Annotated in this window: 23 protein-coding genes; 6 read left to right on the plus strand and 17 right to left on the minus strand. The window is 38.6% G+C overall.

Going from position 1 to position 25,116, the window contains the following annotated elements:
- Positions 1-3: 3 nt before the first annotated feature.
- Complete coding sequence (hemB, locus tag VKY50_RS11725; protein ID WP_324302012.1) at positions 4-999, plus strand: porphobilinogen synthase; 996 nt, start codon at positions 4-6, stop codon at positions 997-999.
- Between the two features lie 68 nt (positions 1,000-1,067).
- Here the strand turns inward: hemB and VKY50_RS11730 are convergent, their stop codons facing one another.
- On the minus strand, positions 1,068-3,575 hold the full coding sequence (locus VKY50_RS11730) for a S8 family serine peptidase (RefSeq protein ID WP_324302013.1): 2,508 nt from the start codon (positions 3,573-3,575) through the stop codon (positions 1,068-1,070).
- A 214-nt stretch (positions 3,576-3,789) separates the two neighbouring features.
- Positions 3,790-4,773 carry an endonuclease/exonuclease/phosphatase family protein gene (locus tag VKY50_RS11735; RefSeq protein ID WP_324302014.1) on the minus strand — a complete coding sequence of 328 codons (984 nt, stop codon included), beginning with the start codon at positions 4,771-4,773 and terminating at the stop codon, positions 3,790-3,792.
- Between the two features lie 51 nt (positions 4,774-4,824).
- Between VKY50_RS11735 and hflX the strand changes: the two genes are divergently transcribed.
- A complete protein-coding gene (gene hflX, locus VKY50_RS11740) occupies positions 4,825-6,036 on the plus strand; it encodes a GTPase HflX (protein WP_324302015.1) in 1,212 nt (403 codons plus the stop codon).
- Between the two features lie 118 nt (positions 6,037-6,154).
- On the opposite strand, the gene VKY50_RS11745 is transcribed toward hflX, so the two are convergent.
- The 5 genes from VKY50_RS11745 to VKY50_RS11765 form a co-directional block, all read right to left on the minus strand.
- A complete protein-coding gene (locus VKY50_RS11745; protein WP_324302016.1) occupies positions 6,155-7,063 on the minus strand; it encodes a DUF3078 domain-containing protein in 909 nt (302 codons plus the stop codon).
- A gap of 93 nt (positions 7,064-7,156) precedes the next feature.
- A complete protein-coding gene (locus VKY50_RS11750; protein ID WP_324302047.1) occupies positions 7,157-7,663 on the minus strand; it encodes a DUF2480 family protein in 507 nt (168 codons plus the stop codon).
- Between the two features lie 39 nt (positions 7,664-7,702).
- Positions 7,703-8,026 (minus strand): SUF system Fe-S cluster assembly protein, encoded by a 324-nt coding sequence (locus VKY50_RS11755; protein WP_008990008.1) that lies wholly within the window; start codon positions 8,024-8,026, stop codon positions 7,703-7,705.
- A gap of 6 nt (positions 8,027-8,032) precedes the next feature.
- Complete coding sequence (locus VKY50_RS11760) at positions 8,033-8,455, minus strand: SufE family protein (protein WP_324302017.1); 423 nt, start codon at positions 8,453-8,455, stop codon at positions 8,033-8,035.
- 84 nt (positions 8,456-8,539) lie between these two features.
- The gene (locus VKY50_RS11765; RefSeq protein ID WP_324302018.1) at positions 8,540-9,754 is read right to left on the minus strand and encodes an aminotransferase class V-fold PLP-dependent enzyme; all 1,215 of its coding nucleotides are present in this window, start codon (positions 9,752-9,754) and stop codon (positions 8,540-8,542) included.
- 191 nt (positions 9,755-9,945) lie between these two features.
- Here VKY50_RS11765 and VKY50_RS11770 point away from each other — a divergent pair, with 191 nt between their 5' ends.
- Entirely contained in the window at positions 9,946-11,301 is a 1,356-nt protein-coding gene (locus VKY50_RS11770) for a serine hydrolase domain-containing protein (RefSeq protein ID WP_324302019.1), read from the plus strand.
- Here VKY50_RS11770 and bioA read toward each other — a convergent pair.
- The 3 genes from bioA to VKY50_RS11785 form a co-directional block, all read right to left on the minus strand.
- Positions 11,298-12,566, minus strand: a complete 1,269-nt coding sequence (bioA, locus tag VKY50_RS11775; RefSeq protein WP_324302020.1) for an adenosylmethionine--8-amino-7-oxononanoate transaminase — start codon at positions 12,564-12,566, stop codon at positions 11,298-11,300. The two genes, VKY50_RS11770 and bioA, sit on opposite strands and share 4 nt — an antisense overlap.
- 112 nt (positions 12,567-12,678) lie before the next feature.
- A complete protein-coding gene (bioD, locus tag VKY50_RS11780) occupies positions 12,679-13,329 on the minus strand; it encodes a dethiobiotin synthase (RefSeq protein ID WP_324302021.1) in 651 nt (216 codons plus the stop codon).
- Between the two features lie 44 nt (positions 13,330-13,373).
- Complete coding sequence (locus tag VKY50_RS11785; protein WP_324302022.1) at positions 13,374-14,504, minus strand: aminotransferase class I/II-fold pyridoxal phosphate-dependent enzyme; 1,131 nt, start codon at positions 14,502-14,504, stop codon at positions 13,374-13,376.
- A 90-nt stretch (positions 14,505-14,594) separates the two neighbouring features.
- On the opposite strand from VKY50_RS11785, the gene VKY50_RS11790 reads away from it, so the two are divergent.
- Positions 14,595-16,376 (plus strand): M61 family metallopeptidase, encoded by a 1,782-nt coding sequence (locus tag VKY50_RS11790; RefSeq protein WP_324302023.1) that lies wholly within the window; start codon positions 14,595-14,597, stop codon positions 16,374-16,376.
- A gap of 86 nt (positions 16,377-16,462) precedes the next feature.
- Here the strand turns inward: VKY50_RS11790 and VKY50_RS11795 are convergent, their stop codons facing one another.
- From VKY50_RS11795 to VKY50_RS11805, 3 genes are all read right to left on the minus strand, one after another.
- Positions 16,463-16,741: a F0F1 ATP synthase subunit delta/epsilon gene (locus VKY50_RS11795; RefSeq protein WP_324302024.1), complete on the minus strand. Its 279-nt coding sequence runs from the start codon at positions 16,739-16,741 to the stop codon at positions 16,463-16,465.
- Positions 16,742-16,793: 52 nt separating this feature from the next.
- Positions 16,794-18,302: a F0F1 ATP synthase subunit beta gene (gene atpD / locus VKY50_RS11800; RefSeq protein ID WP_324302025.1), complete on the minus strand. Its 1,509-nt coding sequence runs from the start codon at positions 18,300-18,302 to the stop codon at positions 16,794-16,796.
- A gap of 273 nt (positions 18,303-18,575) precedes the next feature.
- A complete protein-coding gene (locus VKY50_RS11805; RefSeq protein ID WP_324302026.1) occupies positions 18,576-19,577 on the minus strand; it encodes an NAD(P)H-dependent glycerol-3-phosphate dehydrogenase in 1,002 nt (333 codons plus the stop codon).
- 427 nt (positions 19,578-20,004) lie between these two features.
- Between VKY50_RS11805 and lysM the strand changes: the two genes are divergently transcribed.
- Entirely contained in the window at positions 20,005-20,502 is a 498-nt protein-coding gene (gene lysM, locus VKY50_RS11810; protein ID WP_324302027.1) for a peptidoglycan-binding protein LysM, read from the plus strand.
- A gap of 9 nt (positions 20,503-20,511) precedes the next feature.
- Here lysM and nadD read toward each other — a convergent pair whose 3' ends face one another.
- The 4 genes from nadD to VKY50_RS11830 form a co-directional block, all read right to left on the minus strand.
- The gene (gene nadD / locus VKY50_RS11815; RefSeq protein ID WP_324302028.1) at positions 20,512-21,102 is read right to left on the minus strand and encodes a nicotinate (nicotinamide) nucleotide adenylyltransferase; all 591 of its coding nucleotides are present in this window, start codon (positions 21,100-21,102) and stop codon (positions 20,512-20,514) included.
- Positions 21,099-21,707 (minus strand): guanylate kinase, encoded by a 609-nt coding sequence (gmk, locus tag VKY50_RS11820; RefSeq protein WP_324302029.1) that lies wholly within the window; start codon positions 21,705-21,707, stop codon positions 21,099-21,101. Before gmk ends, nadD begins: the two co-directional genes overlap by 4 nt.
- 30 nt (positions 21,708-21,737) lie before the next feature.
- Positions 21,738-22,610: a YicC/YloC family endoribonuclease gene (locus VKY50_RS11825; protein ID WP_324302030.1), complete on the minus strand. Its 873-nt coding sequence runs from the start codon at positions 22,608-22,610 to the stop codon at positions 21,738-21,740.
- Positions 22,611-22,744: 134 nt separating this feature from the next.
- Complete coding sequence (locus VKY50_RS11830; RefSeq protein WP_324302031.1) at positions 22,745-23,101, minus strand: toxin-antitoxin system YwqK family antitoxin; 357 nt, start codon at positions 23,099-23,101, stop codon at positions 22,745-22,747.
- A gap of 244 nt (positions 23,102-23,345) precedes the next feature.
- Between VKY50_RS11830 and aspS the strand changes: the two genes are divergently transcribed.
- The gene (gene aspS / locus VKY50_RS11835; RefSeq protein WP_324302032.1) at positions 23,346-25,094 is read left to right on the plus strand and encodes an aspartate--tRNA ligase; all 1,749 of its coding nucleotides are present in this window, start codon (positions 23,346-23,348) and stop codon (positions 25,092-25,094) included.
- Positions 25,095-25,116 lie beyond the last annotated feature (22 nt).

The following is a 25,116-nucleotide window of genomic DNA, read 5'->3' on the forward strand; positions in this document are numbered from 1 at the left end:
TCGATGTATCCATTAAGAAGAAATAGAAGATTAAGAGCAACGCAAGCTATAAGAAGCTTAGTGCAAGAGACGACCATTAGTCCAAATGATTTCCAAACACCGTTATTTGTGGTGGAGGGAAAAAATATTAAAGATGAAATTTCATCCATGCCTGGATATTACCGTTTTAGCCTGGACCGCTTAGTTGAAGAAGTTAAACTAATCTGGTCTCTTGGAATTAAGTCTGTATTGTTATTTGTCAAGGTGGAACACCACCTAAAAGACAACAAAGGTACCGAGGCTATCAACCCCAATGGGCTTATGCAACGGGCTATAAAAACAGTCAAAGACGCCGTGCCAGCAATGCTCGTTATGACCGATGTGGCTCTTGATCCCTATTCTATTTTTGGCCACGATGGTATTGTAGAGAAGGGAAAGATACTCAATGACGCCTCTGTCAATATACTGTCGCAAATGGCCTTGTCTCATGCCCAAGCAGGTGCAGATTTTGTCGCACCAAGTGATATGATGGATGGTAGAATCCTAGCCATTCGAGAGACACTTGAACATGAAGGATATTACGACACCGGAATTATGAGTTATAGTGCTAAATACGCATCCGCTTTCTATGGTCCTTTTAGAGATGCCCTTGATTCTGCCCCAGTAGATACCCAGGATATTCCTAAGGATAAAAAAACCTATCAAATGGATATTGCCAATAGAACAGAAGCCATTAGAGAAACACAAATGGATATCGATGAAGGAGCGGATATTGTGATGGTAAAACCAGGGCTTTGTTATTTAGACATCGTACGCGATCTTAAAAACACCTTTGATATCCCTATTGCAGTTTATCAAGTCAGTGGAGAGTACGCCATGATCAAAGCAGCTGCCCAGCGAGGTTGGCTGGATGAAAACGCAGTGATTATGGAGCAATCCATGGCCATCAAAAGAGCGGGGGCAGATATTATATCGAGCTATTATTCCAAAGACATCGCGAGGCTAATTGCGAATTTATAACCCTTTGATAAAACTTCTAATTCAAAACAGTTTAGGAATTAGTAGGTTCCCCTACTGGTTCCTAATTGTTAGTTTTTTAAGAATTTTGCTCTAGAACCTTTGCTTCCGTCTGCAATAGCAACTACATACAATCCTGGAGGAAAAGTAGAAACATCGATCATTTTATTATACCCATTCCCATAGGCCACTCTATTCCCTGAGGCGTTAAAAATTTGGTATCCATCGTTCTGAGAAGTCAGTCCCTTAATTTTAATGGACGATACAGCTGGGTTAGGATATACTAAAATCCGATTAGAATCCTTGTTTAAATTGTCCTGGTTGTCAAGACCTATCTCCGGAGCAATAGGGTGTTTTTTATGAGTTTTCACTTGGTAAACATCACTTTCTAACGAGCGATTCCCAGCAGCATCCATTGCCACAACTACAAACTCATAAGAATGATCAGGTAAAAGTCCTTCAACAGTAACTTGAGTGATACCATAAGATCCAATTTTAATGCCATCTTGATATAGCTCATAGGCGATTGTCCCCACATTATCCTGCGAAGTCTCCCAATTAAGAATAAGTGATCCAGTAGTAACCTCGGTTGCCATCAACCCCAAAGGAATACTTGGAGCTTGGGTATCTACAAACTTGGTTCTAAAACTAACCACTTTGCTAAAATCAGATTCCGCTAGTTCTGAACATAAGGTTCTCACCTTCCACTGATATACAGTATTCTCTTGTAATTTTGTCAATTCAAGGTTGTTTTCCGTCACTAGCACGGTATTCCACTCTTGGATACTTCCTTTTTTATTGGACTGTGTTCTATATGCAACCTCGTAAATAGCATCATCAACAGACTCCCATACCAAATTTACCTTTTCTTCTTCTATGGAACCTATTTTAAGATCAGCAGGTGTTTTCAAGACACAATCACTCCCTTTAACTCCAGTAACGATCAAGGAAAAATCTTGGTGATCTTTCAGCAGTGTTCCTTTGTGGCTTACCTGGATAATATAAGTTCCTGAGGCATTTAAAACCTCTACTTTTTCAAAAGGATCCACATTATTGATCCCTTGTACTGCCATCTGGTAACCATTAGAAGCAGTAAGTTTCCATGGGAAAAATTCACCATCTTCACCCTCTTTATACACCACAATATCTAAATCATTGACCAACACCGAGGTCGCATCATTTAGGTTTCCTTTATTATCACTGTTAAATGCAGGATCAGTCCACGAAATAGAAGCCATTAAGGTTTCACCTTCTTCTACTTGGTAAGTATATTGTAAGGTTTCCCCATTAGAAAGTGAAGTCTCCTTAATAGCACTGTTAAGACCAACATTTGAAATAGTATTCGCAGCTCTTTTAGTGTTGATAATTCCCCAACCAAATCGGGCATCAGGACCTGGAAACTCTCCAGCCTCATCAGCGGTATGTAAACTCAAGCCTTTTAAGGTAGCTGCTTTCATAAAATCACCATGGGTTTCTTTGTAATATTGTTGTAACAAAAGTAAGGCACCCGTAACACCAGGAGCAGCCATAGAAGTTCCAGACTGTGCCAAATAGCTTGTTTCGCTATCGCTATAGGCCGAATACACATTGACACCTTCTCCAGTAATATCTGGCTTAATACGTCCGTCATCAGTAGGGCCAAAATTACTGAAAGAAGCAATTTGTGCATTAACGATATTTTGATCTTGGTCAAACGCTACATTGTCTGCGGCAGCAACGGTTAAACCGTTTTTAGAAACGGCATAACCCAATAAAAGATCATAAGCATCCGAAGGAGTACCCGTAATTGGTTGCTCATTGTATTGTAATTGCTGAGTATTCCCTGCGGCGGTTACCATTAAATAATAAGGCGCATTGTACATGATTTCATCCCAATCTTTGGATTGGTAGATATAAGCGCCAAAATACCAATCTGGAATCGTTTTAGCACTGATCCCATAAGAGTGATTTGAAAGTAATAACCCTTGAGAAGCAGCTTGTGCTACCTCAGCCTCATCATTGGACCAGTCATAACTTACACCCTCTGCATTAAAAGCGACTCCCTTAGCCTTTGGATCAACACCAGCAGCTAAGATCGTACCTAAGACATGTGTAGCATGTCCACTGACTCTTTTTGCATCATCCCCAGTTTGCACACGACCATTTAATTCTTGGTGAGAAAGTAAGGCTTTACCACTATCCCATACCCCAACATACATTCCCAAACCATCCACGTCCAAATGTAAATCACCATTTTGATAGAGCGCATTGGACCTTGAGGTATAAACTACGTTGTCATTATAAGTAGTATAGTAGATTGGGGCACCGTCAGGTCCAAGTTGCTCTAATTCTTCATAACCACCGTTTGAAAGTTCGGTAGAGATCGCCCAACCCTTGGTCAAGGCAACACGACGCGCCTCAGCCTTATTACGCTGGCTTACCTGCTTATATCTATGAGAAAGAGTTTTTAATTGTTCCGAATGTTTAAGCTTATAGTATGCGCGACCATGATGTTGCTGAGCAACTAAATTTGAAGGATTAACAAATAACCCAGTTACCATTGCTAAAAGTAAGATCGATTTAAGTAGTTGTGCTTTCATAACATTTGGGATTGTTTTGCTTTATAAATGTAGGTTGAATACAAAACTTTCCCGATGAAATGCACGATTTATTCGATGAAATGCAAAGGATTATTCGATGAACTGCATAAAAGAAGGTAAAATGTAAGTAATAAAGTAATTTCTCAGTAGGAATATTCTTTAGCGTAAAGTGTATTTCATCGATGATTTTTACACTTAATGGATAAACTAACTTCTAAATCACTGTTTTTTTCCCAAATGTCTTACTGCGGGAATTTTTAAGCACAATATAAACTGGAAAATGGTCACTGTACCCTCCTATATATTTACGGCCAGCATAGGTTCGAAATGGAAATCCTTCGAAACGCTCATTCCAGTCTTCAAGGAAGCGTTCGCTGAGAATTTCAGCGCGGTCAAACTTCAAACCTTCTTCTTGGGTAGCAAAAAAGTTGGTAGAAATGATTATTTGATCAAATAGGTTCCAACGTCCTTTATAGGTAACACTACCTTGTTTGGTTGGTATTAACATTGGAGTCATCGGATTAAATAAACCATCAACAATCAAGTGGTCCTTTACACTCTCAGAATTTGGATTGTCGTTAAAGTCTCCCATTATGATAAACTTCCCTTGTGGATAGGCCTCTTTAACGCCTTTTAGGTGTTTAATAAGAGTCTTGGCCGCGGTGATGCGCTTATAATCGGTCTTTTGATCGCCATCCCTGCGAGAAGGCCAATGATTGACGTATATATGAACCATTTCTCCAAAGAGATTTCCTCGAACATAAAGAATGTCTCGTGTAAAATCACGTTCATCTTCTGGATTATAAACCATTACAGTAACCGTAGCCGATTCCAGAGGCTCAAAATCCTCCTTTCGATATAACAGTCCAGTATCTATGCCGCGTTCATCAGGAGAATTGTGATGAACAAAACTATAATTAAGTTCCTTTAATCCATTGTAACTTACAAGATCTGCCAACACCTTTTTATTCTCCACCTCTGCAACACCGACAATTGAAGGCGGACGGTCAATGGTCTCCATGCCAATCTGCGAAATGGCTCTGCTTAATTTAAACAGTTTATTCTCATAGCGTTCCTTGGTCCATTGTAAAGTTCCCTCTGCCGTAAAGTCATCATCTAGGATGTGTGGATCGTCTACGGTATCAAAAAGGTTCTCCAAATTGTAAAATGCTACAGAGATCATACTGCTGTCTGCCATATTATTTATTTAAAAAATCATTTGTTTACCTTTGCAAAATACAAATAATATATGCTAGAGAGAAAACAAATAGATTATGAGAAGGTCGTGCTTGTAGGGATCATCACCAAAGAGCAGGATGAGGAGAAATCTCAAGAGTACCTGGATGAGTTAGAATTTTTAGCTTTTACCGCTGGTGGCAATGTGGAGGCTAGGTTCACGCAAAAAATTGATTTTCCCAATCCGAAAACTTTTATCGGAAGTGGTAAAATGGATGAGATCTATACCTTCGTGGAAGAAAACGAAATCGGAACGGTTATATTTGATGATGAACTAACGCCAGCACAACAGAAAAATATTGAACGAATTTTGAAGGTAAAGGTCTTGGACCGTACCAGCCTAATTTTAGATATATTCGCGCAACGTGCACAAACAAGTTATGCCAGAACCCAAGTTGAATTGGCACAATACCAATATTTATTACCACGTCTGACAGGACTTTGGACGCACCTTGAACGCCAACGAGGTGGTATCGGTATGCGTGGTCCTGGGGAGACAGAAATTGAGACCGATAGACGTATTGTAAGAGATCGGATTGCGTTACTTAAAAAGAAGCTCGCAAAAATTGACAAGCAAATGGAAACCCAAAGAGGTAACAGAGGGACCCTTGTCCGCGTGGCGTTAATTGGATATACCAATGTAGGGAAATCTACTTTAATGAACGTCATTAGTAAAAGTGAGGTGTTTGCAGAAAACAAATTATTCGCGACGCTAGACACCACGGTTCGCAAAGTCGTGATTGGAAATTTGCCATTTCTACTCACTGACACGGTGGGATTCATTAGAAAACTACCAACGCAATTGGTAGAGTCGTTTAAAAGCACCTTGGATGAGGTGAGAGAAGCTGATTTGCTTTTACATGTGGTAGACATCGCTCATCCTAGCTTCGAGGACCACATCGATTCTGTGAACCAAATTTTGGATGAAATCAAAAGTGCGGATAAGCCAACAGTTTTGGTATTTAACAAAATTGACAACTACAAGCATAAAACCATCGATGAAGATGATCTGGTTACCGAGCGTACCACCAAGCACTTTACCCTAGAGGAATGGAAGAATACTTGGATGAACCGAATGGGTGACAATGTGTTATTTATTTCAGCTTTGGAGCGAGAGAATCTAGAGGAGTTTAGAAAGAAGGTTTATGAAGAAGTGCGGCGAATTCACGTCACACGCTTTCCATACAATAGCTTCTTATACCCAGAATACCATGAAGAAATTTAGTCTAGTATCTCAACTAAAACATTATATAAAGGCCTTTGAACTTGGAACAGATCAAAGGCTTTTATTTTTTAAGGACTAATTCTTATCCTACTTTGTTACTTTTTATACGATAAATTTTTTAAAATCCAACGTTTACACCTAAACCAAATACCTCACGAAGCTGTAACGCGCTCACTGCATTATCATCATATACAGTTTGAACGGTAAAATTGGTAGAAAGGTATTCGTTGATTTTCATTACCACATTGAGCGTGTAATCCAAATCTACATTCTGAGGATCCTCCAAATAATTTGAATACAGGTTTAAAATGTTCTCAACAGATACATTTTCCATCAAGTTAAATTTATAATACCCAGATGCGTAAAAACCGAGCTCATAACGAGATTGATCACCTGGGTCAATGCCATAGGCACTAAGGTTGTTGATGTTATCGGTGCCTGAATGCTGAACAAAATCACCCAAGACACTATCATAGATCCACAGATCATCTGATATAAAGGTAAGTTTAGAAGTAGCAGGGGCTAAATTAAATTTCAAGTTTTCACTTTCTTTCCATTCTAAACCTGGACCAAAGGTTAAATATCCAGGGTTAAAAAATCCGGAGGTATGAAAATCAGTGTCCTCATCATGGCTATAGTCAAACCCCTTGGTCATTTGGGTTTTTAAATTCAAAAAGAATGAATAATTCCAGTTGCCAAAGGCCTTTTTACCCACAAGTGAATTAAATTCAAATCGGTCATCCGATTTACGTGTCCCTTGATCTTTGGTTTTGGTGAGCCCATAAGATATTAAAAGTTTGTTGTCCCAAGTCCAATCCCCTTTTAGATAGTTAAAATCGTAATTGATGTTTCCGGTACCAGATATATTGTTTTGACCTCCGGCTACCCAATTGCTAAAAGCAGCTTGGTTTAACAAAAATGTAAAAGTACCACCTCTTGTCCAACCTTCTGTTGGTGCCTCTTCATCTTGAGCATAAGTAAATGAAATTCCGAATAAAAGTGCTCCAAGCACAAGTAATTTTCTCATTTAGTTTAAATTTAAATTCACAAATTAAAAATAGTAATAATCATTTTCAATTGTAGATAGTTAGGGGAAGATTAAAATTCGATAATAAATATATTATTTTCTTTTATACAGTGGAACGGAAGAACAAGCCTCTCCAAACATCACACTTTTAGCCACCTTTTGTAAGCGCCAAGTAATAAAAAGATAGGCATCCTCAGGAACCGGTTTTTTGGAACACCCTTTCACAATCACTGGTTTATCCTTAAACATAGAGAGATCTAGCTCTTGAATCACCTCACGATATACGACTGTTTCTAGGGTATCTAACGTTCCAAGAACTACTTTCTTACAATAGGGATTCAATTTTGTGGTAATAAGCATATATGCCCAAGTGGGCACAATGGCATCAGTAGAACAGTACACGGCAATATACGCATCCTGATACTGCTCCCAATTATGGTTATTAGCCAAGGCTCTGAACTCCTTTTCTTTTAAAATAAAGCCCTGATCAAGCCAATCTTTTATATCGAAAAGAACACGCTTGCCTTCAGGATACACTTCTTCTAAGTTAAAGGTCTCCAGTTTGCTCTCGGCTACTCTGTTTCTAATTTCTTGTGGCATAGAATTCTCCAATGCGGGGTTAAATATACCTAAATCTACTTATAGCAATCCTAGTTCTAACTTCGCTTCCTCACTCATTAATTCCTGACTCCATGGTGGATCAAAGGTAATTTCTACTTCGGCATCCTTAACCTCTTCGATTGTTTTTACTTTCTCTTCCACTTCAACAGGGAGGGTTTCGGCAACAGGGCAGTTTGGTGTGGTAAGGGTCATTAGGATCTTAACCTCGTAATGGTCATTTACAAACACATCATATATTAAGCCCAACTCGTAGATATCTACTGGGATTTCTGGATCGTATACTGTTTTAAGAACTCTGACTATTTTTTCTCCAAGTTCAACGGTATTAATAGTTTCACTCATAACTTTTTAATTTAATTGGGTTTGATAAGCCACCGCATACAATTTCAATTGTTTAATCATACTGACTAGACCATTGGCACGTGTGGGCGACAAATGTTCTTTTAATCCGATTTCATCAATAAATTTTGTATCGGCATCAATAATTGCTTGGGGACGCTGATTTGAAAAAGCACGTACTAAAATAGCAATTATTCCCTTGGTGATAATGGCATCACTATCCGCCGTAAACACTAGTTTGTCATCTTTAAGTTCGGCATGTACCCATACTTGACTTTGACAACCTTTAATTATATTGGCTTGTGTTTTATATTGCTCTTCAATAAGCGGTAAGGACTTTCCAAGCTCTATCATATATTCATACCGCTGCATCCAGTCGTCAAACATAGAAAACTCATCAACGATCTCGTTTTGGATTTCTTGTATTGTCATTGTTTATAATTTATTAAGCAAAAGTACAACAACTATATTGCCTATTCAACTGTTTTTCACTCTGTTTTAAAAACCACAGTACCATCAAGACAACATTTTCTGCGCTAGTTTAACAGCAGATACCAAGGTATCTATTTCTTGTTTTGTGTTATAAAAAGCAAAGCTTGCTCGCACCGTTCCCGGGATTTTAAAATAATCCATTATCGGTTGCGCACAATGGTGTCCTGTTCTCACGGCAACTCCTAATTTATCCACTATAGACCCTACATCGTATGGGTGTATCCCCTGAAGGTTAAATGAAATTACAGCCGCTTTATGAGCTGTTTCCCCATAAATTTTTAATCCAGGAATCTTTTTAAGCTCAGCGGTTCCATAGTCTAAAAGCTCCTTTTCATAGTCGTGAATTTGATCAAAACCTATCTCATTCAAATAATCGATGGCAGCTCCAAAGGCAATACCTCCACAAATATTCGGAGTTCCTGCTTCAAATTTATGCGGTAAATCTGCATAGGTGGTTTTTTCAAAAGTCACCTCAGCAATCATTTCTCCCCCACCTTGGTAGGGTGGAAGTTTGGATAGCCATTGTTCTTTACCGTATAACATACCCACCCCTGTAGGTCCACACATTTTATGTGCGGAGGCGACATAAAAATCAACATCCAATTCTTGAACGTCGAGCTTGATGTGTGGCGTAGCCTGCGCTCCATCAATTAGAACAGCTGCGCCCGCTTTATGTGCTTTTTCAATGATTTCTTTAATAGGGTTGATAATCCCTAATGCGTTGGAAACGTGATTACAGAACACAAGCTTGGTGCGCTCTGAAAGCAACTCATTATATGCCTCCATCTCTAATATCCCCTGGTCATTGATAGGAATCACCTTTAGGGTTGCTCCTGTAGCTTCACATAACATCTGCCAAGGCACAATGTTGGAATGGTGTTCTAAGGCTGAAACAATTAATTCATCACCTTTTTTTAGAAAACTAGAGAATCCGTGAGCCACAAGATTAATACCATCTGTCGTACCTGAGGTAAATATAATTTCGCGGGTGAATTTAGCATTAAAATGTGCTCTTATTTTCTCTCGTGCCTGCTCGTATTTATCAGTTGCTTCTTGGGATAAGCTATGTACTCCTCTGTGGATATTGGCATTGTAATTTGAATAATAATCAACAATACAATCGATGACCACTTGAGGTGTTTGAGAGGTCGCTGCATTGTCAAAATACACCAAAGGGTGATCATTAACCTTCCGATTTAAAATAGGAAAGTCTGAACGTATTTTTTGTATATCCATCATAACAATTCTTTACTACAAAAATACGCAACTCCTCTCTAAGATTAAAGGCTAATAGGCTTAATTTAAATATCTTTTACCTTTGCTTCATTAAGCCTCTGTTATGGATCGCTTTTATAGTACACTACTTAAAACAAATATTTGGTAGCATTAAAATCATTAAATTAGTCTCTAAACTAAAACTTAAAAATACTGTGAAGAACCTTAAACGCATCCTCCTGCCCGTCCTATTAATTTGCCTTCTAATTTTCGGCTATCTATTCTACAACTTTTATCCAAGACTCGAACTCATCAGTGGATTTGCTGCTAAGAACATTTGTTCTTGTATGTTTTTGGATGGTCGAGGCCAAGAGTTCACACAAAACCACGATAATAATTTCACTCCTATAAATAGCGCGCGAAGCAGTATTGATACCACGTTAAAAACCGCCACTGCAACGGTCTATGGGTTAAAAACTCGAACCGCGGTCTATAGAGAAGGTCTGGGATGTGTACTGATTCCACCTCACATGTCCATTGATGATTTTCTTGAAGTAGAAAAACCCCTGCGTACACCTGCATCAAAGACACTAACATACCCTTATGGTAATGCTCCTCAAAAAGATACCGTTTTCGCCACGGTAGATTACCAGCAATTAAACCAGGTAGTGGAGCGTGCTTTTAAAAATAATAGTGTTCAAAAAACCAGATCAGTCCTGGTAATTTATAAAGATCAAATCATTGCGGAACGCTATAGTGATTCTCTAGATCACAACAGTAGACTTCTAGGTTGGTCTATGACTAAAACAGTGCTAGCTACGCTCTATGGAATTTTATCATACGAACGTGGATTTGACATCTATCAACCCGTTAAAATAGACACTTGGAATAAGGATGAGCGTGCGAAGATCACTTACGCAGACTTACTTCACATGGGTAGTGGATTAGAATGGGACGAAAATTATGAACAAATATCAGATGTGACTAAAATGCTCTTCCAAGCAGATGACATGACTAAACCTATCATTGAAAAGCAGCCCGAATATCCTCCAAACACCCATTTTAACTATTCCTCTGGAACCACTAATTTACTTTCAGGCTTACTACTTAAAGAAGTAGGCTCCTATACTGAATATTTGAATTTCCCATATCAAAAACTAATTGATCGTATTGGCATGGAAAGTATGATAATAGAGACCGATGCGTCAGGGAACTTTATAGGTTCTTCTTACGGATGGGCTACCACTAGAGATTGGGGGAAATTTGGCTTGTTGTATTTGCATGAAGGAAACTGGAATGGCGACCAACTTTTCGATAAGAAATGGGTGGATTTTGTCACCAGACCTGCTCCTGGATCAGATAGTGCATACGGAGGTCACTTATGGCTAAATACACCCACCAAACTACCAGACGCCCCTCAAGACACTTATTACGCAGATGGTTTCCAAGGGCAACGGGTATATATTGTACCTTCCAAAGACTTAGTCGTGGTTCGTCTTGGTCTAGCCTCCACAGAGGCTTTTGATTTTAATGCCTTTTTAAGTGGTATTACCCAGGCCATTGACAACTAAACGACCGTGTCTAATAGATTCTCAATGCCTTGGTAAATACACTCAAGCTGCTGATTAGTAATCACATAGGAGGATGCGATATAAACTGTATTGCCCAAGGGACGCATAAAAAGGAAATTGGCTAAAAAATAATCAAGCATTTTCTTTCGTAAATCTCCATAACGCTCCATATTTACCGCTAAATCGATCGCATAAATGGTTCCGCACTGCCGAGTGCTGGCCACCTTTGGGTGATGCTTGATTCTCTGATCAAATGCTTTATGAGATCTTATGACCCTTTGAATGTTTTGTTGCATCTCCTGACTCTGTAGTAAATCGATCCCAGCGATTGCTGCAGCACACGCTATGGGGTTTGCACTATAGGTATGCCCATGAAACAATCCCTTGCTCATATCATCACTATAAAAGGCGTTGTACACCTCCAAGGTACAACTGGTTATAGCCATGGGTACCATTCCACCGGTTAGCGCTTTACTCAGGCAGATAATATCAGGCTGATTCTCTAAATGCAGTGAAGCAAAGTTTTTCCCTGTTTTTCCAAAACCAGTCATAACCTCATCAGCTATGGTCAATACGCCTTGTTTATGACACTCACCTATCAGTGCATCAAGACCGTGAGCATCATGCATTTTCATAGCCGCAGCTCCCTGTACTAATGGTTCATATATAAAGGCTGCCACAGCATATTGCTCTAAAATGGTTTTTAACTGATCTAAAACCGCTTGTTTATTTTCACTTGTAGGTACAGGAATTCTTTTGACATCTAAAAAGAAATCTTCGAATGGCCCGTTGTAAACAGACAATCCAGAGACGGACATCGCACCGAAAGTGTCTCCGTGAAAACCCTCTTCTAGTGCAATCAACACTTGCCTCTTCTCTCCTTGGTTAAAATAATACTGTAAGGACATTTTTATAGCCACATCAACTGCTGTTGATCCGTTGTCTGAGAAGAACAATTTTTGCTGTTTACTAGGTAGAATAGCGACCAGTTTTTCTGAAAGTTCAACCGCAGGCTCATGAGTAAGACCAGCAAACACCACTTGATCTAGTGTTTCTACCTGTTTTTTAACCTTCTCGACAATCACTGGATGACAATGACCGTAGGCCGAGGTATACCAAGAGGCGATCCCGTCGATGTATTCTTGACCCTGATCATCGTATAATAAAGCGCCTTTTGCCCGCGTAATAGCAAGACTATCAGGACTAGTTTTATGCTGGGTTAAGGGGTGCCAAAGATATTTTTTATCGCGTTGAGAAAGTGTCATTATTTTTCATTTACATTAATAGAAATATTATACAAAGATGGGGTATAGCCAAGGTAAATCAAAACTAAAATAATCAATTAAAAAGAGGGCTTGAACGATCCTAAGAGTAATTTTAAGGGATCTGCTCAATAGGTGGCCTTTTAGAAAATTGAATTAAGTTTTTTCTAAAGCGCTCCGCGTAATTCGAGATAACTTCAGGGGTGAATTCCTGTTCTTGTTCGATTCTACCAATCACTGGAACCTTTGTCATAGTAGCAATGATTTCTTCGGTAGTCGGATGCTTGTTTCCACTAAAAATAAGCGCCACATCAAAACCCTGCTGCTTTAGTAAATTCACTGTTAGTAAAGTGTGATTAATACTACCTAAATAATGCCTAGAAACCACAATTATCTTATAATTTTTAGACATTATATCCAATATAGTATGCTGATCATTAAGAGGAACTAAAAGCCCTCCAGCGCCTTCAGCCACCAAATAATTGTCAGTTTTAGGCGGTTGAATGGTCTCAATATCAATGGTAACACCATCGATTTGCGCAGAGGCATGTGGACTCATCGCCACAGTGAGGGCATAACTATTGGGATGAAACTTCGATACACTATTGGAAACTAAGGCTTTTACTTTATGGGTATCAGAATAATCCAAATCCCCAGACTGAATGGGCTTCCAATAATCCGCTTTTAAGGCTTCTGTGATAATTGCTGATGCAATGGTTTTCCCTACTTCAGTGGAAATACCAGTTACAAAAAAAATGGGTTTCATGAGTAATCGCTTAGTAATATGACTGTCCTAAACAGCGTCAATTATTAATGAATAAGATGTTTTAAAACATCCGTTATCTGGTCAAAAGTATTAAAACTGTGTAAACAAAAACGTATTCTTTCGTGATCTTTTGGAACCGTTGGAGATAAAATAGGCCTCACATCAAATCCTGCGCTTTGTAAAGTGCCCGCTACTGTTTTTACATTCTCATTTCCAGGAACAAGGATGCATTGTATAGCAGAATCACTTGGTACATAATTTTCCTTATCCAGACCCAAAGAGTTTAGCGTAGCTTTAAAAAATTTAATATTACGAAGTAATTGTGCACGCTGTTGTTGATAAAATGAATCCGGACTATGATGATTTAACATATTATAGCGATTCTCAATGACCTTTATACTATGCGGTGAGAGCGCGGTGGTAAAAATAAAGCTTCGTGCAAAATTATAGAGATACACCTTTAAGAACTCGCTTCCTAGTATAGCAGAACCGTGGCATCCCAGTGCTTTTCCAAAGGTGATGATTCTTGCAAATACACGATGTTGCAAATTCAAGCGCTGTACTAGCCCTTCCCCTTTTTCTCCAAAAACCCCAACACTGTGAGCCTCATCGATTACCAAATAAGCATCATAGCGCTCGGTCAATTCGACCATAGCCTGTAGATCGGGAGTATCACCATCCATAGAAAATACTGATTCCGTGACAACGTATAAGTTTCCAAGGTGAGATTTATGGGTGTTGAGCACCTTTTTAAGATCCTCTAAATCGTTATGTTTAAATTTATAACTCTTAGCATTACTAAGCTGAATTCCATCTCGAATACTGGCATGAGAAAATGCATCATAAATCACAATGTCCCCTCTTTGAGGAACCGAACTAAAGAACCCCAGATTAGCATCATAACCAGAATTAAACACCAACGCAGCTTCTACTTTATGAAATTCACTTAAAAAGCGCTCAAGATTGTGAAAATATTGATGATTTCCCGTTAAAAGCCGCGATCCCGTTGACCCGTCTGACACCCCAGCGTGCTGCTGGAAACGTGTCTTAGAAAAACCCAAATAATCATTGGACGAAAAGTCCACCTTGGCATAATTACTACCCAGAGATCGAAGTGCATTTTCCTGCTTTCTTTTTAGAATTTTAGCAATGAGATTTTCGGGAAAAGCTGTCATGACTCTTTAATTTAACACTGTAAATGTACATTACAATTGGTTAAATTTGGTAACTTCAGCCCTAAATCTAACTTGGAAAAATTATTTGTTTTGAAAAAAATCATTTGTTTTTACGCGCTGTTGTTAAGTGCTGGATTGGCATTTGCGCAACAGGAAGTTCGCTACACTATTTCTTTTGAAAAAGCCAATCATCATCTAGCAAAGGTGAGTGTAACCTTTCCACAAACAAGCTCCGATACCCTTTATATTCGCATGAGCCGAAGTTCACCTGGCCGTTATGCCTTACATGAATTTGCCAAAAATGTGAACCATCTCAGTGCAGTGAATCAGCAAGGGGACACGATTGAGGTATTAAGAAAAGATCCACATCAATGGATGATTCCAAATCCAAAGGGAACCACTACGGTCAACTACACCCTTTTTGCCAATAGAGGCGATGGAACTTATGCACAGATCGATCTAAGCCACGCACATTTAAACATCCCAGCTACTTTTATGTATGCAGAGGAATTTTTTAACAATCCTGTGGAGGTCACCTTTGTGCCTAGAAAAGATCTCAATTGGAAAATTGCAACACAGATGCCTTTAAAGGAAGGAACGACCTATACAGCCCCAAATTTTCAATATTTCTTTGACAGTCCTACCGAACTTAGCAACTTTAGAAAACGCTCGTTTGAAGTGGAATCCAAAGGCAAATCATATACCATTGAATTTGTACTACACGATCATAGTCCAGATGATATGCTAGATGCCTATTTCGAGCAAGTAAAGGGGATAGTGCTATCTCAAAAACAGGTTTATAAAGAACTACCCGAGTTCGATTACAAGAGGTATACCTTTATCGCATGTTATATAGAAAATGCGAGTGGTGATGGGATGGAGCATCGAAATTCGACCATACTAACTGATAAAGAAGGGCTAGCCAATGGCGGTATGGAGAATAATATAGGAACGGTAGCCCATGAATTCTTTCACGCATGGAATGTAGAACGACTTCGTCCAAAAGACTTAGAACCTTTTGATTATGCAAAGGCAAATATGACAGGTACCTTATGGTTTGCAGAAGGCTTTACCAGCTATTATACCAATCTTACATTGTGTCGCGCTGGAATTATAGACCAAAAGGAGTATGTTAAACGCTTAAATGGTACTTTCAATTATGTGTGGAACTCTCCAGCCAGGGAACTCTACAATCCGATTGAGATGAGCTATCAAGCACCTTTTGTGGATGCGGCTACAGCGGTTGATGAAATCGACCGCGGCAATACCTTTGTTTCATATTATTCATATGGTAGTATGCTTGGTTTGGCTTTAGATCTTTCGCTTCGTCAAAATGGTTTAACCCTTGATGACTTTATGAAAGAAATGTGGGAGGCGCAAGGGAAAAGTGAAGATCCTTATACTATTGACGATTTACATTTTAACCTCAGCTTATATGCCGGAAAGGATTTCGCTGATCATTACTTCAATAGCTATATTTACAAAGGCGCAATGCCTGATTTTAAGACGCTATTTGAAAGTGTAGGAATCTTGATGGAGCGTCAAAAAGATAAACCTTATACTGGAATTCGTTTAAGCCAAAATAGGGTGGTTTCGTACCCCTTAAATGACAGTCCTGCACATGTTTCAGGACTCACTAAAGGAGATCGTATTGTATCCATCAATGACCTGGAGTTAGGACAAGATGCAAATCTTGAAGAATTACTGTCAAATTTTAAGGCAGGTGATTCTTTAAATATTAGTTTCTTACGCTTTGGAGCAAAGCACAGCACCCAGCTAATTATAGAGAGTGATCCGACTTATCACATTAGCTTGGATCCTCGTGCCAAACGTAGAGTAGAAAAGCATCGAGATCATTGGTTAAAGAATTAATCGTGTAATTTAAATTACATCATAAAAAAAGCGTCAATTCCTTTACCAGGTAGACGCTTTTTTTATATCTAAAGTATCGGCTTTACTTAATCCGCCAATACAATTACTTTATTATTATTCATCTCCACAGTACCACTGTTGATTGGTAAAAGAGTAACTCCTTTTTCATCTTTAGAAAATCTAGAGGAAACAGCTTTATCTAATTTAATTTCCCCATAAATTTTCACGTTTCCCTTACCTAACAAAGATACAATAGGTGCGTGATTGTCTAACATTTGAAATTCACCTTCCAGTCCAGGAACAGCAACCGAGGTTACTTCTCCCTTAAATAACGTGGCTTCTGGTGTTACGATTTCTAATTGCATACTTCTAGTTCTTAAGGCTGTTGATTAACACAAACCAACGCCAAGGTTTATATTAGGCTTCAGCTAACATTTTCTCTCCAGCCTCGATCGCTTCCTCAATCGATCCTTTAAGGTTAAATGCCGCTTCTGGAAGATGATCTAATTCACCATCCATAATCATATTAAACCCTTTAATGGTTTCTTTAATATCTACCAATACACCTGGAATACCTGTAAATTGTTCAGCAACGTGGAAAGGTTGTGACAAGAAACGTTGAACCCTTCTAGCTCTGGAAACCGCTTGCTTATCATCCTCAGAAAGCTCTTCCATACCAAGAATTGCAATAATATCTTGTAATTCTTTATAGTGCTGTAATAACTCCTTTACGCGTTGTGCACATGCATAGTGTTCTTTACCCAACACCTCTTCAGATAAAATTCTAGAAGAAGACTCTAATGGATCCACCGCTGGGTAAATACCAAGCTCTGCAATTTTTCTAGAGAGTACTGTTGTTGCATCAAGGTGAGCAAATGTTGTTGCTGGAGCTGGATCCGTTAAGTCATCCGCAGGTACATATACCGCTTGTACGGAAGTAATAGATCCTCTTTTAGTGGAAGTAATACGCTCTTGCATTGCACCCATCTCAGTTGCTAATGTGGGTTGGTATCCCACCGCTGAAGGCATACGTCCTAATAGTGCCGACACCTCAGAACCTGCTTGGGTAAATCGGAAAATGTTATCGACAAAGAAAAGTACGTCTTTCCCTTGGCCTTCACCAGCACCGTCACGGAAATACTCCGCAATAGTTAATCCAGAAAGTGCCACACGAGCACGTGCTCCTGGAGGCTCATTCATCTGACCGAATACGAAAGTCGCTTTAGAATCTTTCATGGCGGACTTGTCCACTTTGGTCAAGTCCCATCCACCAGCCTCCATAGACTTGGTAAATTCCTCACCATATTTTATAATTCCTGACTCCAACATCTCTCTTAAAAGGTCATTCCCTTCACGAGTACGTTCTCCTACACCTGCAAACACAGATAAACCACCGTGTCCTTTTGCGATATTATTAATCAACTCCTGAATAAGTACCGTTTTACCTACACCAGCACCACCGAAAAGACCAATTTTACCACCTTTTGCATAAGGCTCAATAAGGTCAATTACTTTAATCCCTGTATAGAGAACTTCTGTTGATGTTGTAAGATCTTCAAATTTTGGTGCTTCTCTGTGAATTGGCAAACCGTCTTTTCCTTCTTTAGGAAGTTCACCTAAACCATCAATAGCATCCCCAATAACATTAAACAATCGACCATATACATCATCTCCGATTGGCATTTGTATTGGATTTCCAGTGGCTAGCACTTCTACCCCTCTACTTAGACCATCAGTTGAATCCATTGAAATCGTTCTTACTGTATCCTCTCCAATATGAGACTGTACCTCTAGTACTAATTTTGACCCATCTTTTCTAGTGATTTCCAAAGAATCATAAATCTTTGGCAATTCAGAACCCGATTCAAATACTACGTCTACAACCGGACCGATAATTTGTGCAACTTTACCTGTAATTTTTGACATTACTCAAGTGTTTAATGTTAAGCTTATTACTTACGAAACAAAAGTTTAAATTAAATGCGTTTTAAACATGCTTTTTTCGCGGTGCAAAGATATATTTTTAATTGAATTTAAACCCTTATTTCTGAAAAAAAATTGTAGCTATAGTTGCTTGTGAATTTGAACGTTAGCAATGGTAGCACTAAAAGATCATACCACTGCCTTAGAATTGTTTCGAAACCTTCAAAAATTGTTAGATTTTTGCAGTGGTATTTTTTTTGAAATTAAGTTACTTTCTTAATTTAATTTTTCAGTCAACTTGCTAAAGGTTTTCTTAGGATCTTTACCCTGATATAAAATTGCATATACGGCATCAATAATGGGGGTCTTACTTTTTCTTTTTTGACTTGTTGTTATTAGATGGGCACTTTTGGTAGCATAGTACCCTTCGGCCACCATATTCATTTCCATCATAGCGCTCTTTACTGTATACCCCTTTCCTATCATATTACCAAACATGCGGTTACGGCTAAAAATGGAATAACCTGTTACTAGGAGATCTCCTAAATAGGCCAAATCATCTATATTTCGTTTCATTTTATGAATTCGCTTGATAAAGCGTTTCATTTCTCGAATAGAATTACTCATCAGTACTGCTTGGAAGTTATCACCATAACCTAATCCATGTGCAATACCTGCTGCTACTGCATAAATATTTTTTAACATCGCTGCATACTCAGTACCGATGATATCATCACTAATTTTTGTATAAATATAACTGCTAGATAAACGCTCCGCCAAGGCGGTAGCCTTATGCTCATCAGAGCAAGCCACGGTAAGATATGATAATCGCTCCAGAGCTACTTCTTCCGCATGGCATGGACCAGTAATCACCCCAATATTGTCAAATGGTACCTGGTAGAGGTCGTGAAAATATTCCCCGACAATTAAGCCGTGTTCTGGAACAATCCCCTTAATAGCTGAAAATACAACCTTCCCAGTGAGTGGCAAGGTGAGCTTTTGAAGTTCTTGATGCAAAAATGCCGATGGTATAGCAAAGATCAAATAATTCGCATAGCTTACTATTTCATTAATATCATCACTTAAATAAAGCTGGTCTACTTGAAACTCAACAGAGCTCAAATAGTTAGGGTTATGTTGATGCTCTTTAATATGTGCTATCGCAGCGGTGTTTCGCATATACCAGCCCACCTCATCTAAATTTTCACAAAGCATTTTCACCAAAGCAGTAGCCCAACTTCCACCTCCTAAAACAGCCACCTTAATTGAATCTCCCATTTTATAATCACTTTTAATTGCAGTGTCAAAAGTAACCAAAATTTAAAACAATTATTTTTTGTCTCTAACCTTGGAACCCCTTTTTCTATGATAGGACTGAAGGTGTGACAAATAGCTCATTAGAATTTTAACAGTAGATTATGAAAAGTAAAACAATCTAGGTCATAAGGCCACGTTATAAGATTAGAGAACAAGAAAACATAACTTAAGTTAGGTTAATTGATTTTTTTGGTTGGTTATTTGTAAAAACCGCTTTTTGATTCTTATCAAAGAGTGGTTTTTTTAATGCATTATTCTGGCTACTCCTTATTAAAGTGCCTAAAAATCAAATTCACAAGTGTTTTTTTTTCAAGGAATTAAATTCTTTCACTTTGTAGAAAAACGTTTATTGCTTACCTTGTTGCTTAAACTTTAAAATAATAAAACCATGGGATTATTTTCATTTATCAAAGATGCAGGCGCTAAAATATTTGGCGGCAAGACATCTGCAGAAGAAGCAGCAGAGGCAGCAGCAAACAAAGAAGCCGCCATTAAAGAAGCGAATGCTCAAGCAGCTTCGAAACTCAAAGAGACCATCACTGATTTAGATCTAAAGGCAGAAAATTTACAAATTTCCATCACTGGTGATACTGCTACTGTTAGTGGTAAAGCGTATGATCAAACTACCAAAGAAAAAATCATTTTAGTAGTAGGGAACAGTACTGGGATTGCGGTAGTAAACGACCAAATGGAAGTTGAAAACACTGAACCAGAAGCGCAGTTTCATACAGTAGTATCTGGAGACTCCTTAAGTAAAATTGCTAAGAAATTTTATGGGGATGCCATGAAGTACCCCGTCATTTTTGAAGCGAATAAACCCATGCTAACTGATCCAGATAAGATATATCCAGGACAGGTACTTCGTATCCCAACATTAGATTCTTAAAAGGAGCGCTTATTTGTAAAAATTCATCAAATCCACATACTCCCATACCTTGGGTTGTAAGAGTGGTTGGATGTTTTTGCCCTCCGAAATCGCTTTACGTATAAAGGTAGATGATATCTCCATAATAGGAGCGTCTACCTTTTTTACTCTTGGATGGTCGTTGTATTTTCCATGCATATCATGGGAACTCTGAACTCGGGGATAGACGTATATATCGTGATTCTCAATGATCATCTCCACATTTTTCCACTTGTGAAGCGAGCGTAAATTATCCTCTCCCATGATCAAACAAAACTCATTATTAGGATATTTTTCTTTAAGGTAAACCAGGGTTTTAACGGTGTAATTTGGTTGCGGCAATGCGAACTCAATATCGCTTGGTTTCAGTTTTTCATAATTCTCAGTGGCACGGTAGACGAGCTCCAACCGATGATGATCCTCTAAAAGGCTGCTTTTTTTCTTATGAGGATTGTGAGGGGTCACCACTAGCCAAATCTCTTGTAGCTCTGTGAATTCAGCCATATGATTAGCGATCACCAAATGTCCTAAATGTATTGGATTAAAGGTGCCGAAAAAGAGTCCTATCTTTTTCCCTTTCATGCCTTAGATTTTTTAGAAACACCAACAAAATCCGCCACTAAATTATAAGCCTCTTGCTTAGCGGTATCTAAATCGTAATTTTTTATCACCGTATCAAACTGCGGTGCGGTAGCAAGTTCTACAGATGCCTTAGCGATTCGCATATTGATCTTATCTTCGCTTTCTGTCTTACGTTTTTTGAGCCTGATTTTTAATTCATCTACACTTGGAGGTTTTACAAACACGGCTAATGTTTGATCAGGAAATTTACGTTTAATTCGAAGCCCTCCTGCTACATCAATATCAAAGATCACATTTTTACCCATATTCCACAACCGTTCAACCTCCGATTTTAAGGTCCCGTAAAAGTTATCGCGATAAACTTCTTCCCACTCTAAAAAGTCGTTGTTTTTGATATGGTCCTTAAAGGTCCTTGCAGAAAGAAAATAATAGTTTTCTCCATCCTTTTCATCTCCTCTAGGTTCCCTAGAGGTGGCCGATACAGAGAAGGCAAGGTTTAATTCCGGATGTTCCAAAAGATGCCTGACAATAGTAGTTTTTCCACTTCCTGAAGGAGCAGAGAAAATGATTAACTTTCCGTTATTGTTACTGTTATTTTCTTCCATGGATCGTGATTAAACGCAGAAATTACGCTTTTATAAAACATTCAACAATTGTTCCTTGATCTTCTCCAACTCATCCTTCATTTGAACCACTAATTGCTGCATTGGTGCATAATTGGATTTGGAACCAATGGTGTTGATTTCTCGACCAATTTCCTGACTGATAAACCCTAATTTCTTCCCATTGGAATCGCCGGAGCTTAGGGATTCAATAAAATAATTCAAGTGGTTAGCCAGACGAACTTTCTCTTCGGTAATATCGAATTTTTCAATGTAATAAATCAATTCTTGCTCAAAACGATTTTCATCTACTTCCACTTTAAGATCTTCCACGGCCTTTTCTAATCTACTGCGAACTACCTGTAAACGTACCGGGTCGATTTCTTTTACTTTTTCCAATAAATCTGAAATCGCATTAATACGTTCAATAAAGTCAGATTCTAAGGCAACCCCTTCTTGCGTTCTAAAAATATTTATTTCTTCAAGGGCTTTGATCACCGCATTTTTTATAATCTCATATTCCTGAGGATCTATTTCTTCACGCTCTACTTTAAGTGCATCTGGCATACGAACCGCCATTTTCATGAGTTCAACTTCATCATCGGGTCCGATAGGAACAGGACTAGCATTTCTTAATTGGTCCATATAACTTTTCAAGACCCCTATATTAAGTTGGCTACTCGAGCTTTCTCCTGTGATTTCAACAAAAAGACTAAAATCAATTTTTCCCCGCACAAGACCAGAGGCTATCAGGTTACGTAACTCAAGCTCCTTTTCCCTATAGGAAGAAGGGATTCTAGCATTGATATCCAAATTCTTACTGTTAAGGGACTTTAACTCTACGGTTATTTTCTTGGAAGGTAACTGTATAACATCCTTACCAAAACCAGTCATCGATTGTATCATCTTCTAATTTTAGAATGGCAAAAGTACAAAATTGGCAGGGCAAACGTATAAATTACAAACAAAAAAGCTGCACCAGTTAAAGCACAGCTTTTTCCATCAGAAACCAAAAGGTTCCATATCCATTACTTTCTCTCTTATGGGTTCACCACAATCTTATTTGTTTGATTCCAAGATCTTACACTTGCAATCGCACTATTTTCATAGGTAACCTCTTTTAAAACATCGCCGTGGTAGAAAAACCAATTTCCAGTCTTCGCTCCCATGTCGTAATTGGCAATTGCTATTGCCTTTCCTTGTTCATCAAAAGACTTCCACTGTCCGTGAAGCTTTCCATCTACATAGGTACCAGTTTGTGCAACCACCCCATTATCATGATAATAGGTAGCTTTCACCATACCGTTCTCAATTTCTAATTTCGGCTTTTTCTCTACTTGTTGACCAAATAACATCACCGAAAACACAAGTGCTAGTGTCGTTAATATATTTCTCATATCGTTGTTTTTTTAATTTCTACTGATCGTTTCTCAAATATAATTGTTTTTGTTTACAATTACAAAACATTTACATAACGTTAAATTAACATTAAAACCATTTTAACCTGATAATCAATGATTTAAACATAGGGTTATGCAGCGCTCACCTTAAAAACTTAACATTGGAAAATTCTTTTTTGAATTTTTTCATTTCACTCACAATCCTTATTAACTTTGCAGCCAATTAATTCCAATAGAATTCATGTATAGAAGTCATACTTGCGGAGCGTTGCGCTCAGAACATATAGGCAATGAAGTCACCCTTTCTGGTTGGGTGCAAAAGGTACGAGATAAAGGATTTATGATTTGGGTAGATCTAAGAGATCGATACGGTATTACCCAGCTTATATTTGATGAAAATAGAACTCCACAAGATGTTTTTAAGACTGCTCAAGGGCTCGGAAGGGAATTTGTCATTAAAGTAGAGGGGACCGTTATTGAAAGAGAAGCGAAAAACCCTCATTTAGCCACTGGGGATATCGAAATTTTAGTTCGTAATATTACCCTGCTCAATTCTTCGCTTACTCCTCCATTTACCATAGAGAATGAAACTGATGGTGGCGATGAACTTCGAATGAAATATCGTTATCTCGATATAAGAAGAAATCCAGTTAAAAACAATCTGATCTTCCGTCACAAAGTAAGTATGGAAGTTAGAAATTATTTGTCAAAGGCTGATTTTATTGAGATAGAAACACCCTATTTAATTAAATCTACTCCAGAGGGGGCAAGGGATTTTATTGTGCCTTCACGAATGAATGAGGGTCAATTCTACGCCCTTCCACAATCTCCACAAACCTTCAAGCAATTGCTAATGGTTGGTGGCATGGATAAGTATTTTCAAATTGTAAAGTGTTTTAGAGACGAAGATCTTCGTGCTGATAGACAACCTGAGTTTACGCAAATAGACTGTGAAATGGCTTTTGTTGAGCAAGAAGATATCTTAAACATTTTTGAAGGACTCACGAGGCACTTATTACAGGAAATAAATAATGTTACTGTTTCCAAATTCCCAAGGATGACCTACCAGGAGGCCATGTGCACATATGGGAATGACAAACCAGATATCCGATTCGATATGAAATTTGGTGAGTTAAATCAAGTAGCACAACACAAGGGTTTTAATGTCTTTAATCAAGCTGAGCTTGTCGTGGGAATTGCAGTTCCTGGAGGAGCCTCCTATACTAGAAAAGAAATTGACAAACTTATCGATTGGGTAAAGCGACCTCAAGTGGGGGCCTTAGGGATGGTTTATGTAAAATACAATGAAGATGGAAGTTTTAAATCTTCCGTAGATAAATTCTACGATCCAGAAGATCTAAAAAAATGGGCGGAGGCTACAAATGCCAAACCAGGCGATCTTATTTGTGTCCTTTCAGGGGAAGCCCATAAAACACGTAGCCAATTAAGTGCGCTTCGAATGGAATTGGCTGAACGATTGGGCTTAAGAAAATCGAACGAGTTTGCACCACTTTGGGTGATTGATTTCCCACTATTGGAATGGGATGAAGACACGCAGCGCTACCACGCCATGCACCATCCATTTACTTCTCCGAAGATGGAGGATATCCACCTATTAGAAACGGAGCCAGGAAAAGTTAGAGCAAATGCTTATGACCTTGTTTTAAATGGTAATGAAATTGGTGGAGGTTCTATTCGAATTTTCGACAAACAACTACAGGCAACCATGTTCAAACATCTTGGATTTACGGAAGAAGAAGCAAAAGCACAATTTGGATTTCTAATGGATGCCTTCCAATATGGGGCACCTCCTCATGGAGGTCTTGCTTTTGGTCTTGACCGATTGGTAGCTATTTTGGGTGGACAAGAAACCATTCGTGATTTTATTGCCTTTCCAAAGAATAATTCTGGAAGAGATGTCATGATTGATGCGCCTTCTGCTATCGATCAAGAACAACTAAAAGAATTGCGTATCAAGCTCGACCTCTAACAAGTGACAAAATTTGCCCAGG

Source organism: Galbibacter sp. (genome assembly GCF_035306585.1).
Classification (GTDB): domain Bacteria; phylum Bacteroidota; class Bacteroidia; order Flavobacteriales; family Flavobacteriaceae; genus Galbibacter.